The sequence below is a fragment of the Streptomyces sp. NPDC036815 genome (genome assembly GCF_055609205.1).
The window spans coordinates 289819-305442 of sequence record NZ_JBVJPW010000002.1 but is presented as its reverse complement, the minus strand read 5'-3'; the positions used below and the strand labels follow the sequence as shown (position 1 = coordinate 305442).

Here is a 15624-nt window from a genome sequence, read left to right as displayed (position 1 = left end):
AACCCTCCATGATCAGCTCCATCCTTGTGGCCAACCGCGGCGAGATCGCCTGCCGCGTCTTCCGCACCTGCCGCGACCTGGGCATCACCACCGTCGCCGTGCACTCCGACGCCGACGCGGACGCCCTGCACGTGCGCGAGGCCGACGCGGCGGTACGGCTGCCGGGCGCGGCGCCCTCGGACACGTACCTGCGCGGCGACCTCGTCGTGAAGGCCGCGCTCGCCGCGGGCGCCGACGCGATCCACCCCGGCTACGGCTTCCTCTCCGAGAACGCCGCCTTCGCACGGGCCGTCCTGGACGCGGGGCTCTGCTGGATCGGCCCGCCGCCCGAGGCGATCGAGGCGATGGCGTCCAAGACGCGCGCCAAGGAACTGATGGGCGTCGCCCCGCTCGGCGACGTCACCGAGGCCGACCTGCCCGTCCTCGTGAAGGCGGCGGCGGGCGGCGGCGGACGCGGCATGCGCGTCGTACGCGAACTGGCCTCGCTTGAGCAGGAGTTGGCGGCCGCCCGCGCGGAGGCGGTCAGTGCCTTCGGGGACGGGGAGGTGTTCGTCGAGCCGTACGTCGAGGGCGGCCGGCACGTCGAGGTGCAGATCATGGCCGACGCGCACGGCACCGTATGGCCGCTCGGCACCCGCGACTGCACCCTGCAGCGGCGCCACCAGAAGGTCATCGAGGAGTCCCCGGCGCCCGGCCTCGCCCCCGGGCTCGTCGCCGAACTGCACGAGCGGGCCGTGCGCGCCGCCCGCGTCACCGACTACCGGGGCGCGGGCACCGTCGAGTTCCTGGTGGCCGAAGGGCGCGCGCACTTCCTGGAGATGAACACCCGCCTCCAGGTCGAACACCCCGTCACCGAGGCCGTGTTCGGGATCGACCTCGTGGCCCTGCAGATCCGCGTCGCCGAGGGGCTCGCCCTGGCGGAGGACCCGCCGACCGCGCACGGCCACGCCGTCGAGGCCCGCCTCTACGCCGAGGACCCGGCGGCCGGCTGGGCCCCGCAGACCGGCACCCTGCACCGCCTCGACGTGCCCGGCGAGGTGCGCCTGGACACCGGCTACGCCGCGGGCGACACCATCGGCGTGCACTACGACGCGATGCTCGCCAAGGCCGTCGCCCACGCGCCGACCCGCGCCGAGGCCCTGCGCACACTCGCGGGCGCCCTGGAGCGCGCCGCCGTGCACGGCCCGGTCACCAACCGCGACCTGCTCGTACGTTCCCTGCGCCACCCCGAGTTCACCGCCGCGCGCATGGACACCGGCTTCTACGACCGGCACGCTGCCGCGCTCGCCGCCGCCGCGCCCGACCCGCACGCCCCGCTGGCCGCCGCGCTCGCCGACGCGCACGGCCGCTCCCGCTTCGGCGGCTGGCGCAACCTCCGCTCGCAGCCCCACCTCAAGCGCTACCGCACCGAGCCCGACGGCACCGAACACGAGGTCCGCTACCACCACACCCGGCAGGGCCCGGCCGCCGACGGCGTCACCGTGGTGAGCGTGACGGCCGGGCGCGTCGTGCTCGAAGCCGACGGCGTGCGCCGCACGTACACGGTCACGCGGTACGGCGACCGCGTGCATGTCACCACCCCCCGGGGCGACACCGCCCTCACCCCGCTCCCGCTGCTCCCCGAACCCACCACCTGCCGCGCTCCCGGTTCGCTGCTCGCCCCCATGCCCGGCACCGTCGTCCGCGTCGCCGAAGGCATCGCCGAGGGCCGGCCGGTCACGGCCGGGCAGCCCCTCGTCTGGCTGGAGGCCATGAAGATGGAGCACCGCATCAGCGCCCCCGCCTCCGGCACGCTCACCGCCCTGCACGCCGTCCCCGGCCGCCAGGTCGAGGTCGGCGCACTGCTCGCAGTCGTAGACGTCGCAGACGTCGTACAGGAGGAGCAATCCGTATGAGCACCGCTCGCAGCACCGTCCTCGAAACCGAGGAGCACCAGGCCCTGCGCACCGCCGTCGCCGCACTCGGCCGCCGGTACGGCCGCGACTACCTCGCCCGCGTCGCCGCCGACGGCGGCCACCCCGACGAGCTCTGGGCGGACGCCGCCAAGCTCGGCTACCTCGGCGTGAACCTGCCCGAGGAGTACGGGGGAGGGGGTGGCGGAATAGCCGAACTGTCCATCGTGCTCGAGGAGTTGGGGGCGGCGGGCTGCCCGCTGCTCATGATGGTCGTCTCGCCCGCGATCTGCGGCACGGTCATCGCCCGCTTCGGCACCGAGGAGCAGAAGCGGGCCTGGCTGCCCGGCCTCGCCGACGGCTCGCGCACCATGGCCTTCGGGATCACCGAGCCCGACGCGGGCTCCAACTCCCACCGCATCACCACCACGGCCCGCCGCGACCCGGACTCCGGCGACTGGCTCCTCACCGGCCGCAAGGTCTTCATCTCCGGCGTCGACATCGCCGACGCGACCCTCATCGTCGGCCGCACGTCGGACGCCCGCACCGGCAACCTCAAGCCGTGCCTGTTCATCGTCCCGCGCGACGCCCCCGGTTTCGGGCGGCGCCGGATCGACATGGAACTGCAGGCCGCGGAGAAGCAGTTCGAGCTCGTCCTGGACGACGTGCGGCTCCCGGCGGACGCACTGGTGGGCGACGAGGACGCGGGTCTGCTCCAGCTCTTCGCCGGGCTCAACCCCGAGCGGATCATGACGGCCGCGTTCGCGCTCGGCATGGGCCGCTACGCGCTGTCCCGCGCCGTCGAGTACGCCAGGGAACGCAGCGTGTGGAAGTCCCCGATCGGCGCCCACCAGGCCATCGCGCACCCCCTGGCCCAGTCCCACGTCGAGATCGAGCTCGCCCGCCTCATGATGCAGAAGGCCGCCAGGCTCTACGACGAAGGCGACGACACCGGCGCGGGCGAGGCCGCCAACATGGCCAAACTGGCCGCCGCCGACGCCTGTGTGAAGGCCGTCGACCAGTCCGTGCACACCCTGGGCGGCAACGGCCTGACGAAGGAGTTCGGCCTCGCCTCGCTGATTGTCGCGTCCCGCGTGGCACGGATCGCCCCGGTGAGCCGGGAGATGATCCTCAACTACGTCTCGCACCAGACGCTCGGCCTGCCCAAGTCCTACTGAGGAGCGGTTCATGAGCCTCGTCGTCTCCTCGCCGGAACGCGGCGTCACCACCATCACCCTGGACTTCCCCGACCGCCGCAACGCGCTCTCGGCGGAGCTGGTGGGCGCCCTCGCACGGGCCCTGGGCAGCCTCGGCGAGGACACCGCCGTCCGCGCCGTCCTGCTCACCCACACCGGGACGACGTTCTGCTCCGGGGCCGACCTGAAGGCGCCGCCCGACCCGCTCGACTTCGTACGGCTGCTGCGTCAGCTCGTCGAGCTCCCCAAGCCGGTCCTCGCGCGGGTCGACGGCCACGTGCGGGCGGGCGGCCTCGGGCTGCTCGGCGCCTGCGACCTGGCGGTCGCGGGACCGGCCGCGTCCTTCGCGTTCACGGAGGTGCACATCGGCGTCGCCCCCGCCGTGATCTCCCTGCCCCTGCTGCCCCGCATCGACCCGGGCGCCGCGTCCCGCTGGTTCCTCACCGGGGAGCGCTTCGACGCGGCGGAGGCGGCCAGGATCGGCCTGGTCACGGCGTACGCGGCGGACGTCGACGCGGCCCTCGCGCCGATGCTCGACGGGCTCCGCGCGGCGGCGCCGGGCGCCCTGGCCGAGACGAAGAAGCTGCTCACGGCTAGGGTGCTCGACGCATTCGACGACCAATCGGACGCCGTCACGGCCCTGTCCGCGCGACTCTTCGCCGCCGCGGAGGCGCGCGAGGGAATGACGGCGTTCCTCGAACGACGGGAGCGCTCATGGGTGCTGTGACCGCCGCGGACCGCTCGCCCAAGCAGGACCGCAGCCGTGCGACCCGCCAGAAACTCCTGGAGGCCGCGGTGTCCTGCCTCGCCGAACACGGCTGGGCGGGCTCGACGGTCTCGGTGGTCGCCGAGCGGGCGGGCGTCTCGCGGGGCGCGGCCCAGCACCACTTCCCGACCCGGGAGGACCTGTTCACGGCGGCCGTGGAGTACGTCGCCGAACAGCGCTCCACGGCCCTGCGGGCCCTCCCGGCCCAGGACCGCGCCTCGGTGGTCGCGGCCCTGGTCGACCTCTACACGGGCCCGCTCTTCCGCGCGGCGCTCCATCTGTGGGTCGCCGCCTCCAACGAGCCCCAGCTCGGGGGCCGGGTCACGGAGCTGGAGGCCCGCGTGGGCCGCGAGACCCACCGCATCGCGGTGGGGTTGCTGGGCGCGGACGAGTCCGTCCCCGGAGTCCGGGAGACGATCCAGGGCCTCCTGGACATGGCGCGGGGGCTCGGTCTTGCGAATCTGCTCACGGACGACGGGGTGCGCAGAGAACGGGTCGTGGCGCAGTGGACGGTGCTGGTGAGCTCCGCGCTCGGCTGACGGCGTCCTCAATCGCCGGACGGGCTTGGATACAGCCCCTCCGGCGTTTGAGGAGCGGAGCCCCGAGACCTCAGCGGGCGATCTCCCCGTACCCCTCGATCTCCATGGGGCTGCGAGAGCCGGGCCCCGTGTACCGCGCGGAGGGCCGGACCAGCCGCCCCGTCCGCTTCTGCTCGAGAATGTGCGCCGACCATCCCGCCGTCCGCGCACACGTGAACATCGACGTGAACATGTGCGCCGGCACCTCCGCGAAGTCGAGGACGATCGCCGCCCAGAACTCCACGTTCGTGGCGAGCACCCGGTCGGGCCTGCGGGCGTGCAGCTCGTCGAGCGCCGCCTTCTCCAGCGCCTCCGCGACCTCGTAGCGCGGCGCCCCCAGCTCACGGGCGGTGCGCCGGAGCACTCGCGCGCGCGGGTCCTCGGCCCGGTACACCCGGTGCCCGAAGCCCATCAGCCGCTCGCCCTTGTCCAGGGCCTGCTTCACGTACGCGACCGCGTCGCCCGTCCGCTCGATCTCCTCGATCATGCCGAGGACCCTGGACGGGGCGCCGCCGTGCAGCGGCCCCGACATCGCGCCGACGGCCCCGCTCAGTGCCGCCGCGACGTCCGCGCCGGTGGAGGCGATGACGCGGGCGGTGAAGGTGGAGGCGTTCATGCCGTGCTCGGCGGCCGACGTCCAGTACGCGTCGACGGCCTGCACGTGCTTGGGGTCGGGCTCGCCGCGCCACCGCTTCATGAACCGTTCGACGACGGTGTCCGCCTTGTCGATCTCCTGCTGCGGCACCATCGGCAGGCCCTGGCCGCGGGCCGACTGGGCGACGTAGGAGAGCGCCATGACGGCGGCGCGCGCCAGGTCCTCGCGGGCCCGCTCCTCGCTGATGTCGAGCAGCGGCCGCAGCCCCCAGACGGGGGCGAGCATGGCGAGCGCGGACTGGACGTCGACGCGGATGTCGCCGGAGTGCACCGGGATCGGGAACGGCTCGGCGGGCGGCAGGCCCGGGTTGAAGGCGCCGTCGACGAGCAGGCCCCACACGTTCCCGAAGGAGACGTGGCCGACCAGGTCCTCGATGTCGACGCCGCGGTAGCGCAGCGCGCCACCTTCCTTGTCCGGTTCGGCGATCTCCGTCTCGAACGCGACGACTCCTTCAAGTCCGGGTACGAAGTCGGACATCAGGCGGCTCCTCGTGATGGGTTCGACGTGATGGTTTTCGAGTGAGGCAAGGCGATCAGCTCATGACCATCGGTCAAAAATGGGCGAACACGGCCCGGTTACGCGGTCCAATCCGCCCATCTGTGGCGAATTCGTCGACTCGCGGTCCGGAACGTTCACTCCGGTGATGCCCAGTGAGGCTGGTGGTCACCCAACCGATTCGGCAGCAGGACGATATCCCCTGGTGCCACCTTTGGCGATGCGATGCGGCACTCAGTGCCACATGTCACCTCTCCGGGGTGTCCCGCCGGGACCGCCCCGCATACGGCAGGATGACTGTGTGACCGACGCCAGCGCAGTCTTTCCCGAACCCCTTCCCGAACCGGCCGACATGCGCGAGCAGTACGTCACCGCGGGCCTCGCCGAGGCGGATCTGCCGGACGGGCCCATGGACCAGTTCGCGCTCTGGTTCAAGGAGGCGGCGGGCGACCGGGCCGCCGTCCACGAGCCGAACGCCATGGTGGTCTCCACGGCCGACGCGGCGGGCCGCCCCAGCTCGCGCACGGTGCTCCTGAAGGGCTTCGACGAGCGCGGCTTCGTCTTCTTCACCAACTACGAGTCCCGCAAGTCCCGCGAGCTCACCGTGAACCCGTACGTCTCCCTGCTCTTCCCCTGGCACGCCGTGGCCCGCCAGGTGATCGTCACCGGCATCGCGGAGCGCGTCGGCCGCGAGGAGACGGTGGCCTACTTCCGGACCCGCCCGCACGGCTCCCAGCTCGGCGCCTGGGCCAGCGCGCAGTCCTCCGTACTGGCCTCCCGAGCGGAACTCGACCGCGCCTACGCCGACTTGGCGGCCCGCTACCAAGAGGGCGAACAGGTCCCGGTCCCCCCGCACTGGGGAGGCTTCCGCGTCCACCCCCTGACGGTGGAATTCTGGCAGGGCAGACCGGACCGCCTGCACGACCGCCTACGGTACGTACGCCCGGATCCGGGCGCCCCCTGGCAGGTCGAACGCCTGAGCCCGTAACCGGGCAGAACGGCGGCTGAGGAGCCATCCCGCACCCGTCCGGCGGCGGTGGGGACATTCCAAGCCCGTCCGGCGACGGTGAGGACATTTTCAAGCCCGACCGGCGACGGTGGGGACATTCCAAGCCCGTCCGGCGACGGTGAGGACATTTTCGAGCCCGTCCGGCGGCGGTGGGGACACTTCAAGCCCGACCGGCGGCGGTGGGGACATTTCGAGCCCGTCCGGCGATTGAGGACGAGTAGGCCGAAGGCCACGACAGGACGGCGCCCCCTACCCCGCCAGGACCCCGTCCAGAAACGGTTCGATCGCCGCCCGCCACGCCCCGGGCTGGTCATAGTGCACAAGGTGCCCCGCATCGGCCACCTCCGCGTACTCCCCCCGCGGCAGCACCCGCACCATCTCCTGGGACTCCGCCCGGCCCAGCTCACCGTCCTGGCCGCGCACGACGAGCGTGGGGCAGCGCACCTGGATCAGCTCCTCCCAGTGCGCGTCGTGCACCCACGTCTCACGGGACTCCAGCATCTGCGCCCGGTCGAAGACGGGACGCCAGCCGTCCGTGCCCTCCGTCATGATCTCGGCGAAGAACTCCCCGCGCGCGGGGTTGGGCCGCTCCACCCAGGGATCGTCCTCCCCGAACCACTTGCGCACGTCGGCGAGGGTCGCGAACGGCACCGGCCAGGACTTGAACCAGTCCTCCCACTCGCGCTGCGAGGCCGCCCCGAGCGCGGACGCCCGCATGTCGCAGATGATCAGGCCCCGGACGAGGTCGGGACGGCGGGCGGCGAGCTGCCAGGCGGTGAGCGCGCCCATGGAGTGGCCGATGAGGACGGCGGGCGCGAGGTCGAGCTGGACGAGGGCGGCTTCCGCGTCGTCCACGTAGGCGTCGCGGGTGTAGGGGCCTTCGGCGGGCTTCTCGCTCCTGCCGTGGCCGCGCTGGTCGAGGGCGACCGCGCGGTGCCGCTCGGCGAGCCAGCGGGCCGTGCCGGCCCAGTGGGAGGCGCGGCCCATCAGGCCGTGCAGTAACAGCACCCCGCCCGGCAGTCCCTCGGCCTCCCGTAGCTTGGGAGGGTCGGCGTATTCCCAGGCGGCGAGGCGTACGCCACCTGTACCCGTCACGTCGATGCGCCGCACCATGATTCCTGGCACCCCCCTAGGTTCCGCTCGGGTTCCACGCCTGGCCCTGCTCACGCCCCCGCACGCTATCGAACTCTTTTTCGAAATCGGCCGATTCGCCGACAACACCCCTCGTTCGGGTGACCACGCTCAAGGATTGACCGGCGCGGCCGAGGGGAGATCTTCAACGGGGGGCGGACCGCTCGGGGAAACCGGTCCGCGGGGAATGACCCTGGGAGCTCGGGGCTCCGGGTCAGTACAGGGGAGGACAGGCCCCGGCGCTCAAGGGCGCCGGGGCCCTCGCTTTCCCGCCGGCCCGGGCCGGGCGGACGTTCGCGCTCACCAGACGGGCACATCCTCCAGCCCCCTCTCCGGCCGTGCGGCCAGACCTGGCGCCGACACGGTCAAGAGCCCTCAGGTCATATGCCTCTCGCGACAGCCTCGCACGCAAAACGCTCGGGCGCTGCGATTCCGCACACTGAATCTTGGATTCCGCAAGATCTCATGGAGATCGTGAGCCTTTGTCAACTACCCCTCCAATAACGGGAGTTGACCTCAGTGCTCCGGCAGAGCTCCGGAAGTGCTCCGGCAGCGCCCCGTCGGCGCTCCGGAAGGACCCGGACGCGCCGACGGCAGGCGCGCGGCTCAGCGCTTGGCGACGAAGACGTGCGACGCGACCTCCGCGGTGAGCTCCGCGGCCTCGCCGCTGCTCCCCACGAGCACGCCGCCCGCGGACTCCGTCACGCTCACCACGGAGCCCGGCTGCACGCCGGCCCGCCGCAGCGTGTACATCAGCTGGGCGTCCGTCTGGATCGGCTCGCCGATGCGGCGCACGACGACCGTCTTGCCCTCGGAGCCCGGGTCGAGCTCCGTCAGGGAGACCATGCCCTCGTCCAGGAACGGGTCCGCGCCGTCCTTCTCGCCCAGCTCCTCGAGGCCCGGGATCGGGTTGCCGTACGGCGACTCGGTCGGGTGGCGCAGGAGCTCCAGGACGCGGCGCTCCACCGCCTCGCTCATCACGTGCTCCCAGCGGCAGGCCTCGGCGTGCACCTGCTCCCACTCCAGCCCGATCACGTCGACGAGCAGGCACTCCGCCAGGCGGTGCTTGCGCATTACGCGGGTGGCCAGGCGGCGGCCCTCCTCGGTGAGCTCCAGGTGCCGGTCGCTGGCGACGGCCACCAGGCCGTCGCGCTCCATGCGCGCCACGGTCTGGCTCACCGTCGGTCCGCTCTGGTCGAGCCGCTCGGCGATCCGGGCGCGCATGGGGACGACACCTTCCTCCTCGAGCTCGAGGATGGTGCGCAAATACATCTCAGTGGTGTCAATCAGCCCCGACATGGGTGCCCCTCAGAATTCGCTCGTGCGCTGGCCCTGCCCTCAATTCTGACGCATACCACTGACAACCGTGCCGCGCCGGTGGAATTCCCGCCCAGGACCGGCCTGCGACGGTGTTGACACGGCACTGGTCCGGACCGCAACGTGATGCGAATGAGCTCGAAGAGCGAGAGCAAGCTTGCAGGTCAGTATTTCGACGCCGCCATCGGTCTGCTGCAGCGGGTCCGCGACGAGGAGTCCGGGAACGTCACCGAAGCGGGCACCCTGCTCGCCGACGCGGTGGAGTCCGGCAACCGCCTCTTCGCCTTCGGCGCCGGACACTCCTCGCTCGCCGCGCAGGACGTCGTCTACCGCGCGGGCGGCCTCGCCCTCATCAACCTCCTCGCCGTCCCCGGCGTGGTCGGCGTCGACGTCATGCCCGCCACGCTGGGCTCCGCCCTGGAGCGGGTGGACGGCCTCGCGGGCGCCGTCCTCGACTCCTCGCCGGCCCGCCCCGGCGACGTACTCGTGATCATCTCGCTCTCCGGGCGGAACTCGCTGCCCGTGGAGATGGCGATGAACGCCCGCGCGCTCGGCCTGAAGGTCATCGGCGTGACCTCGGTGGCGTACGCGTCGCAGACGAGGTCGCGGCACGTCTCCGGCACCTTCCTGAGGGACCACTGCGACGTGGTGGTCGACTCCAAGATCGAGGTCGGGGACGCCGAGCTGAGCCTCGACGGGGTCGATGCGCCGTTCGGACCCGCCTCCAGCGTGGTCACCAACGCGCTGATGCAGGCCATGACCGCCGCCGCCATCGAGCAGCTCGTCGCGCGCGGCGGCCAGCCGCCCGTCCTGCGGTCGGGGAACGTGGACGGCGGACACGACTGGAACGGCCGCATCTTCCAGGAGTACGGCGACCGGATCTTCTACCGCCACTGAGCCACGGCCGTGCGCCCCTCTCAGGGCCCGGCGGCCGCACCCGCACGGGAGCCGTCAGGGCCCGCGAACTGCACCCGCACCGTGAGCCCGCCGCCCGCCCCGTTCGCCTCCGCCAGGACCTCCGCGCCGTGCGCCCGCGCGATCGCCGCCACGATGGACAGGCCGAGCCCGGCGCCCTCCCCGCGCGCGTGGGTGCGCTCCGCCAGCCGCCGGAAGGGTTCGAAGAGGTGCGGGACGGTGTCCGGCGGCACCGGCGGCCCCGTATTGGCGACCTCCAGCGTGCCGTCGCCGCTGACGACGACGCCCACCCGGCCCTCCGGGGCGTTGTAGCGCACCGCGTTCGCCACGAGGTTGTGGACCAGCCGGTCCAGCAGGACGCCGTCGCCCTCCACCGTCAGCGGATCCGCCCGCACCGACACGGTGACCGCACGCCGGGCGGCCTCTTCGGAGAGACCGTCGGCGACGGCGTGCGCGAGGACGTCCACCGCGACCGGCTCGCGCCGCTCCAGGCCCTGCTCCGACGCGGCGAGCAGCAGCAGCCCCTCGATGAGGTGCTCACTGTCGTCGGCGACGGAGATCAGCTTCGTACGGATCCTCGCCACCCGCTCCGCATCCGGCTCCCCGGCGAGCCCGATCTCCGCCGCCGCCCGCTGCACCGCGAGCGGAGTGCGCAGCTCGTGCGCCGCGTCGGCCGCGAACCGCTGCTGCGCGCCGACGAGCCGCTCCATCCGGTCGAGCATCGCGTCGAAGGTGTCGGCGAGCTGCTTCAGCTCGCCCGGCGGCGCGTCCAGCGCGATCCGCTCGTGCAGATTGGCCCCCGACAGACGGCGCGCGGTCCCGGTGATCACGGCCACCGGGCGGAGCACCCGGCCCGCCATCCACCACGCGAGGGCGATCGACAGGATGGCGTACGCGGCGAAGACGATCACGGAGACGGTGAGGAGGCGGCTGAGCGCGGCCTCGCCCGCCAGATCGCTGATCTTCGTGATGGCGAGCCCCTTACCGGCGTCCGCCGACACACCGTCCAGGCGCTGGGCGGGCACCGCGGAGCTCACCGGCATCGGCGCGGGGGTCCAGGGCGGGACGGGCCCGCGCGGCACGGCCGTGGTCACCGCCGTGCTGATCGACGTGTACAGGCCCTGCTGCACGAGCAGGTACACGAGCCCGGTGAGCAGCGCCCCGGCCAGCACGAGCAGCCCCCCGTAGAGCGCGGTCAGGCGGGACCGCTCGCCGCTCATCCGCGCCCCGACCGGCGCACGGACGGGCCGCCGCGTCACAGCGACCGTCCCGCGATCCGGTACCCGGCGCCCGGCACCGTCTCCACCACCGGCGGCTCGCCCAGCTTCGCGCGGAGCTTGGAGAGGGTGACGCGTACCGCGTTGGTGCGGTAGCTGGTGTCCTCCTCCCAGACCTGCTCGATCAGGTCCTCCCCGCTGACCACCGCGCCGTCCGCCCGCAGCAGCGCCTCCAGGACCGCGAACTCCTTGCGGGACAGCGACAGATGCCGCCCCTCCCGGCTGGCCTGGCGGCGCGCGGTGTCCAGGACCAGGCCCGCCCGCTCGATCACCGGCGGCAGTGCGGGGCGCGCGCGGCGGCCGAGGGCCAGGACGCGGGCGAGCAGCTCGTCGTACGCGAACGGCTTGGTGAGGTAGTCGTCCGCGCCGAGCCCCAGACCCGCCACCCGGTCACGCACCGTGCCCGACGCCGTCAGCATCAGGACCCGGGTAAGGAGGCGCTGCTCGACGACGCGGCGGCACACCTCGTCGCCGTGCACGCCCGGCAGGTCGCGGTCGAGGATCAGCACGTCGTACTCGCCGAGCTGGAGTTTGCGCAGCGCGGTCGGGCCGTCGGCCGCGACGTCCACGGCGAGCGCGGCGCGGCGCAGCCCCTCGGCGATCATCTCGGCCAGGAATTCCTCGTCCTCCACCAGTAGTACGCGCATGCCGCCCTGTGTACCCGAGAGTGACCTTTCGCCGGTGTAAGCGTCCCCGTTGAGAGAAACGAAACCCGGCTTCCCGTGAGCCTGTGCGCGTCAGTCACGCCAGCTGTCCAGACGTAAGGGGAAGCCACATGAGGACCGCCCGCACGACCCGAACCCGCTCGGTGGCCGTCGCGTCAGCCTTCGCCGCACTCGCCCTGTTCGCCGGGGCCTGCTCGAACGACTCCGGCTCGGACTCCGGCTCCGGCAAGGGCTCGTCCGACAGCGCCGACGGCGGCAAGGGCGCCGACGCCGACAAGGCGTTCAAGGAGCGCGAGTGCCTGCGCAAGCACGGCCTGAAGGTGGCCGAGCCGAAGTCCGGCCAGGACACCCGGGGCATCACCATCGGCGGCGACATGAGCAAGGAGAAGATGCAGGCCGCCATGAAGGACTGCGGCATGGGCGGCGGCTCCAAGGGCGGCGGGATCTCGCAGGCCGACAAGGACAAGATGCTCGAGTACGCCCGGTGCATGCGCGAGAACGGCTTCGACATGCCCGACCCCAAGTTCGACGGCGGCGCGATGCAGGCGCAGCCCATGCCCAAGGGTGCCGAGGCCAAGAAGATGGAGAAGGCCGCCGGGGCGTGCAAGGGCATCGTCGGATGAGGCGCCGCACCGCCATCGTCTCCACCGTCGTCGCCCTGCTCGCCGTCACCGGCGGCGGGATAGCCGTCACGGCACTCGCCGACGCGGGCGGCACGGAGGAGTCCAGCCACCGGGACGCGGGACTGCCGCCCGCCACCGCCGACGTCGAGCGCGGCGACCTCAGCAGCGGCACCCAGGTCGACGGCACCCTCGGCTACGCCAAGGAACGCAAGGTCAACGCGGGCACCACCGGCACCCTGACGTGGTGCGCCGGGACCGGCTCCACCGTCCGGCGCGACGGGCGGCTCTACGAGGTGAACGGCGCCCCCGTCCGGCTCATGTACGGCACCGAGCCCATGTACCGCACGCTGAAGCCCGGCGACAAGGGCAACGACGTGCGCCAGCTCGAGGAGAACCTGGTGGCGCTCGGGTACGGGGCCGGGCTCGCCGTCGACGACACGTACACCGACGGCACCGCGGCCGCCGTCAAGCTCTGGCAGAAGGCGCACGACCGCAAGCGGACCGGGCGCGTCGGACCGGAGCAGATCTCCTTCCAGCCGTCCGCGGTCCGGGTGAAGTCCGCCGGGGCGAGCGCGGGGGACCAGCTCGCGCCGGGCAAGCCCGTGCTCTCGACGACCGGCTCCGAACGGGTCGTACGGGTCGAACTCGACGTGGCGGAAGGCGGCTCGGCGAAGAAGGGCGCGAAGGTCACCGTCACGCTCCCGGACGGCACCACGGCCGACGGCAAGGTCGCCTCCGTCGGCAGGACCGCCAAGCCCGGCGACGACCCGAACGACAAGACGCCCAAGATCCCCGTCACCGTCACCTTCGACGACCCCGGCAAGGTCGACGGCTTCGACCAGTCCCCGGTCACCGTCGACCTCACCGGCGAGACGCACGAGGACGTCCTGTCCGTACCGGTCAACGCGCTGCTCGCGCTGCCCGGCGGCGGTTTCGGCGTCCAGCTCGTCGAGGGCGGCCGCACCCGCGACGTCAAGGTCCGGCTCGGCATGTTCGGTCAGGGCCGGGTCGAGGTCAGCGGGGGCGGGCTGCGGGAGGGCGCGAAGGTCGGGGTGCCGAAGGTATGAACGGCATCGAAGTCCCTTACGGTTCCGGCGCGTCGAACGGACCCGAAGTCCCGAGCAGCCCCGGCGCCTCGAACGGACACGGCGCGTCGGACCTACCCGAAGTCCCGCACCCCGTCGTCGAGTTGCGCGGCGTGACCAAGGAGTACCCGGGTGGAGTCGCCGCCCTCCGCGGTGTCGACCTCAGCGTCGCCGCCGGTGAACTCCTGGCCATCGTCGGCCCGTCCGGCTCCGGCAAGTCCACCCTCCTGCACATCGTCGGCACCCTCGACCGGCCCACCGCGGGCTCCGTCGCCATCGCCGGGCACGACGTCGCCGCGCTCACCGACCGCAGCCTCTCCGCGCTGCGGGCCCGGCACATCGGCTTCGTCTTCCAGGCGTTCCACCTGGTCCCCGGCATCAGCGCCCGCGACAACGTCGCCGAGGGCCTGCTCTACTCCGGCCTCTCGCGGGCCGAACGGCGCCGCAGGGCCGCGTACGCCCTGGAGCGCGTCGGCCTCGCCGACCGCATGGGACACTGCCCGCACGAACTGTCCGGCGGCCAGAAACAGCGCGTCGCCATCGCCCGCGCGGTCGTCGGCGAACCCGACCTGCTGCTCGCCGACGAACCCACCGGCGCGCTCGACTCCGAATCCGGCGAGACCGTCATGGCCCTGCTGCACGACCTGAACGCGGAGGGCGCGACCATCGCCGTCATCACCCACGACACGGAGATCGCCGAACGGCTGCCCCGGCAGGTGCGGATCCGGGACGGTCAGGTCGTCGCGGACGCGCGGGGCGCGGAGGTGGCGGCGTGAGCGCCCGGAGGCGTACGAAGGCGGGGCGCGCCCTGAAGGCGGCGCGGCTGAGCCCCCGCGACGTCCTGCACGTCGGCTCCGCCGGTCTGCGCAGCCGTCCCGTACGGGTCGTCCTGTCCGCGCTCGGCATCGCCATCGGCATCGCGACGATGGTCGCCGTCGTCGGCATCTCGTCCTCCAGCAAGGCCCACCTCATGCACGAACTCGACGAGTTGGGCACCAACATGCTCATCGCCTCGCCGGGTGAGGCGATGTTCTCCGGCGAGAAGGTGACCCTGCCCGAGGACGCGGCGGGCCGGGTCGGGCGTGTCGAGGGGGTCGAGGACGTCGGTGCGACCGGCGACCTGGAACGGTCCGTGCGGCGCAGCGAGAAGATCCCCGAGGACGAGACCGGTGGCATCGCGGTGCGGGCCGCCACGGAGGGGCTGCTGAAGGTGCTGCGCGGCGAGACGGCGCGCGGCACCTGGTTCAACGCGGCGAACAGCCGCTACCCGTCAGTGGTCCTCGGCCACGTCGCGGCGGAGCGGCTCGGCATCACCTCGCCCGGACAGCAGGTCTGGATCGACGACCGGTACTTCACCGTCATCGGCGTCCTCGACCCGCTGCCGCTCGCGCCCGACATCGAACGCTCCGCGCTGACCGGCTGGGACGCGTCGAAGAAGCTGCTCGGCTTCGACGGCCACCCGACGTCGGTGTACGAACGCTCCACCGACGCCTCCGTGCACGACGTACGCAGGCTCCTCGCCCCGTCCATCGACCCGGAGAATCCGCGCAACGTCCAGGTCACCGACCCGTCGTCGGCGCTCCGGGCGAAGGCGGCGACGGAGGGCGCCTTCTCCACGCTGCTGCTCGGCCTCGGTGGCATCGCGCTGCTCGTGGGCGGGGTCGGCGTAGCCAACACCATGATCATCTCGGTCCTGGAACGCCGCTACGAGATCGGCCTGCGCCGCTCGCTGGGCGCGACCCGCGGCCAGATCCGCGTCCAGTTCGTGACGGAGTCCCTGATGCTGTCGGGCCTCGGCGGCATGGCGGGCGTCGCACTCGGCGCGGCGGCGACGGCGGCATACGCGGTCTCCGGCGACCTGCCGTGGGTGGTCCCGCCCTGGGCGATGGCGGGCGGCTTCGGAGCGACGCTGGCGATCGGCACGGTGGCGGGGCTGTACCCCGCGGTACGGGCGGCACGCCTGTCCCCCACCCTGGCGCTCCACGCGACGTGAGGAGGATCCCACGGCCCCTGCTCCCGC

General features: G+C 72.7%; 15 protein-coding genes. 10 read left to right on the top strand and 5 right to left on the bottom strand.

The window, feature by feature from the left end:
* Positions 1 to 8: 8 nt before the first annotated feature.
* The 4 genes from ACZ69I_RS07595 to ACZ69I_RS07580 are packed head-to-tail and all read left to right on the top strand — an operon-like array spanning position 9 to position 4393.
* Positions 9 to 1895 carry an acetyl/propionyl/methylcrotonyl-CoA carboxylase subunit alpha gene (locus ACZ69I_RS07595; protein ID WP_470830911.1) on the top strand — a complete coding sequence of 629 codons (1887 nt, stop codon included), beginning with the start codon at positions 9 to 11 and terminating at the stop codon, positions 1893 to 1895.
* Positions 1892 to 3070, top strand: coding sequence for an acyl-CoA dehydrogenase family protein (locus ACZ69I_RS07590; protein ID WP_470830910.1), 1179 nt, complete (start codon positions 1892 to 1894; stop codon positions 3068 to 3070). Before ACZ69I_RS07595 ends, ACZ69I_RS07590 begins: the two co-directional genes overlap by 4 nt.
* Before the next feature lie 10 nt (positions 3071 to 3080).
* Entirely contained in the window at positions 3081 to 3815 is a 735-nt protein-coding gene (locus ACZ69I_RS07585; RefSeq protein WP_470830909.1) for an enoyl-CoA hydratase family protein, read from the top strand.
* Positions 3803 to 4393, top strand: a complete 591-nt coding sequence (locus ACZ69I_RS07580; RefSeq protein WP_467672635.1) for a TetR/AcrR family transcriptional regulator — start codon at positions 3803 to 3805, stop codon at positions 4391 to 4393. The genes ACZ69I_RS07585 and ACZ69I_RS07580 overlap by 13 nt, the downstream gene beginning before the upstream one ends.
* Positions 4394 to 4463: 70 nt before the next feature.
* On the opposite strand, the gene ACZ69I_RS07575 is transcribed toward ACZ69I_RS07580, so the two are convergent.
* Entirely contained in the window at positions 4464 to 5564 is a 1101-nt protein-coding gene (locus tag ACZ69I_RS07575; RefSeq protein ID WP_470830908.1) for a citrate synthase 2, read from the bottom strand.
* Between the two features lie 319 nt (positions 5565 to 5883).
* Between ACZ69I_RS07575 and pdxH the strand changes: the two genes are divergently transcribed.
* Entirely contained in the window at positions 5884 to 6570 is a 687-nt protein-coding gene (gene pdxH / locus ACZ69I_RS07570; RefSeq protein ID WP_470830907.1) for a pyridoxamine 5'-phosphate oxidase, read from the top strand.
* 270 nt (positions 6571 to 6840) lie between these two features.
* On the opposite strand, the gene ACZ69I_RS07565 is transcribed toward pdxH, so the two are convergent.
* On the bottom strand, positions 6841 to 7704 hold the full coding sequence (locus tag ACZ69I_RS07565; protein WP_467673045.1) for an alpha/beta fold hydrolase: 864 nt from the start codon (positions 7702 to 7704) through the stop codon (positions 6841 to 6843).
* Positions 7705 to 8328: 624 nt separating this feature from the next.
* The gene (locus ACZ69I_RS07560; RefSeq protein WP_355807864.1) at positions 8329 to 9021 is read right to left on the bottom strand and encodes a metal-dependent transcriptional regulator; all 693 of its coding nucleotides are present in this window, start codon (positions 9019 to 9021) and stop codon (positions 8329 to 8331) included.
* A 150-nt stretch (positions 9022 to 9171) separates the two neighbouring features.
* On the opposite strand from ACZ69I_RS07560, the gene ACZ69I_RS07555 reads away from it, so the two are divergent.
* Complete coding sequence (locus tag ACZ69I_RS07555) at positions 9172 to 9936, top strand: SIS domain-containing protein (protein ID WP_467672629.1); 765 nt, start codon at positions 9172 to 9174, stop codon at positions 9934 to 9936.
* A gap of 20 nt (positions 9937 to 9956) precedes the next feature.
* Here ACZ69I_RS07555 and ACZ69I_RS07550 read toward each other — a convergent pair whose 3' ends face one another.
* Together ACZ69I_RS07550 and ACZ69I_RS07545 are read right to left on the bottom strand one after the other, a co-directional pair.
* Positions 9957 to 11174: a sensor histidine kinase gene (locus ACZ69I_RS07550; RefSeq protein WP_470831066.1), complete on the bottom strand. Its 1218-nt coding sequence runs from the start codon at positions 11172 to 11174 to the stop codon at positions 9957 to 9959.
* Positions 11175 to 11209: 35 nt separating this feature from the next.
* The gene (locus tag ACZ69I_RS07545) at positions 11210 to 11878 is read right to left on the bottom strand and encodes a response regulator transcription factor (protein WP_467672627.1); all 669 of its coding nucleotides are present in this window, start codon (positions 11876 to 11878) and stop codon (positions 11210 to 11212) included.
* A gap of 128 nt (positions 11879 to 12006) precedes the next feature.
* Here ACZ69I_RS07545 and ACZ69I_RS07540 point away from each other — a divergent pair, with 128 nt between their 5' ends.
* From ACZ69I_RS07540 to ACZ69I_RS07525, 4 genes are read left to right on the top strand one after another with little or no spacing between them, the layout of a single operon-like run.
* On the top strand, positions 12007 to 12519 hold the full coding sequence (locus ACZ69I_RS07540) for a hypothetical protein (RefSeq protein WP_467672625.1): 513 nt from the start codon (positions 12007 to 12009) through the stop codon (positions 12517 to 12519).
* Entirely contained in the window at positions 12516 to 13586 is a 1071-nt protein-coding gene (locus ACZ69I_RS07535; protein ID WP_467672623.1) for a peptidoglycan-binding protein, read from the top strand. Before ACZ69I_RS07540 ends, ACZ69I_RS07535 begins: the two co-directional genes overlap by 4 nt.
* Positions 13583 to 14380 carry an ABC transporter ATP-binding protein gene (locus ACZ69I_RS07530; RefSeq protein ID WP_470830906.1) on the top strand — a complete coding sequence of 266 codons (798 nt, stop codon included), beginning with the start codon at positions 13583 to 13585 and terminating at the stop codon, positions 14378 to 14380. The genes ACZ69I_RS07535 and ACZ69I_RS07530 overlap by 4 nt, the downstream gene beginning before the upstream one ends.
* Positions 14377 to 15597 (top strand): ABC transporter permease, encoded by a 1221-nt coding sequence (locus ACZ69I_RS07525; RefSeq protein WP_470830905.1) that lies wholly within the window; start codon positions 14377 to 14379, stop codon positions 15595 to 15597. Before ACZ69I_RS07530 ends, ACZ69I_RS07525 begins: the two co-directional genes overlap by 4 nt.
* Positions 15598 to 15624 lie beyond the last annotated feature (27 nt).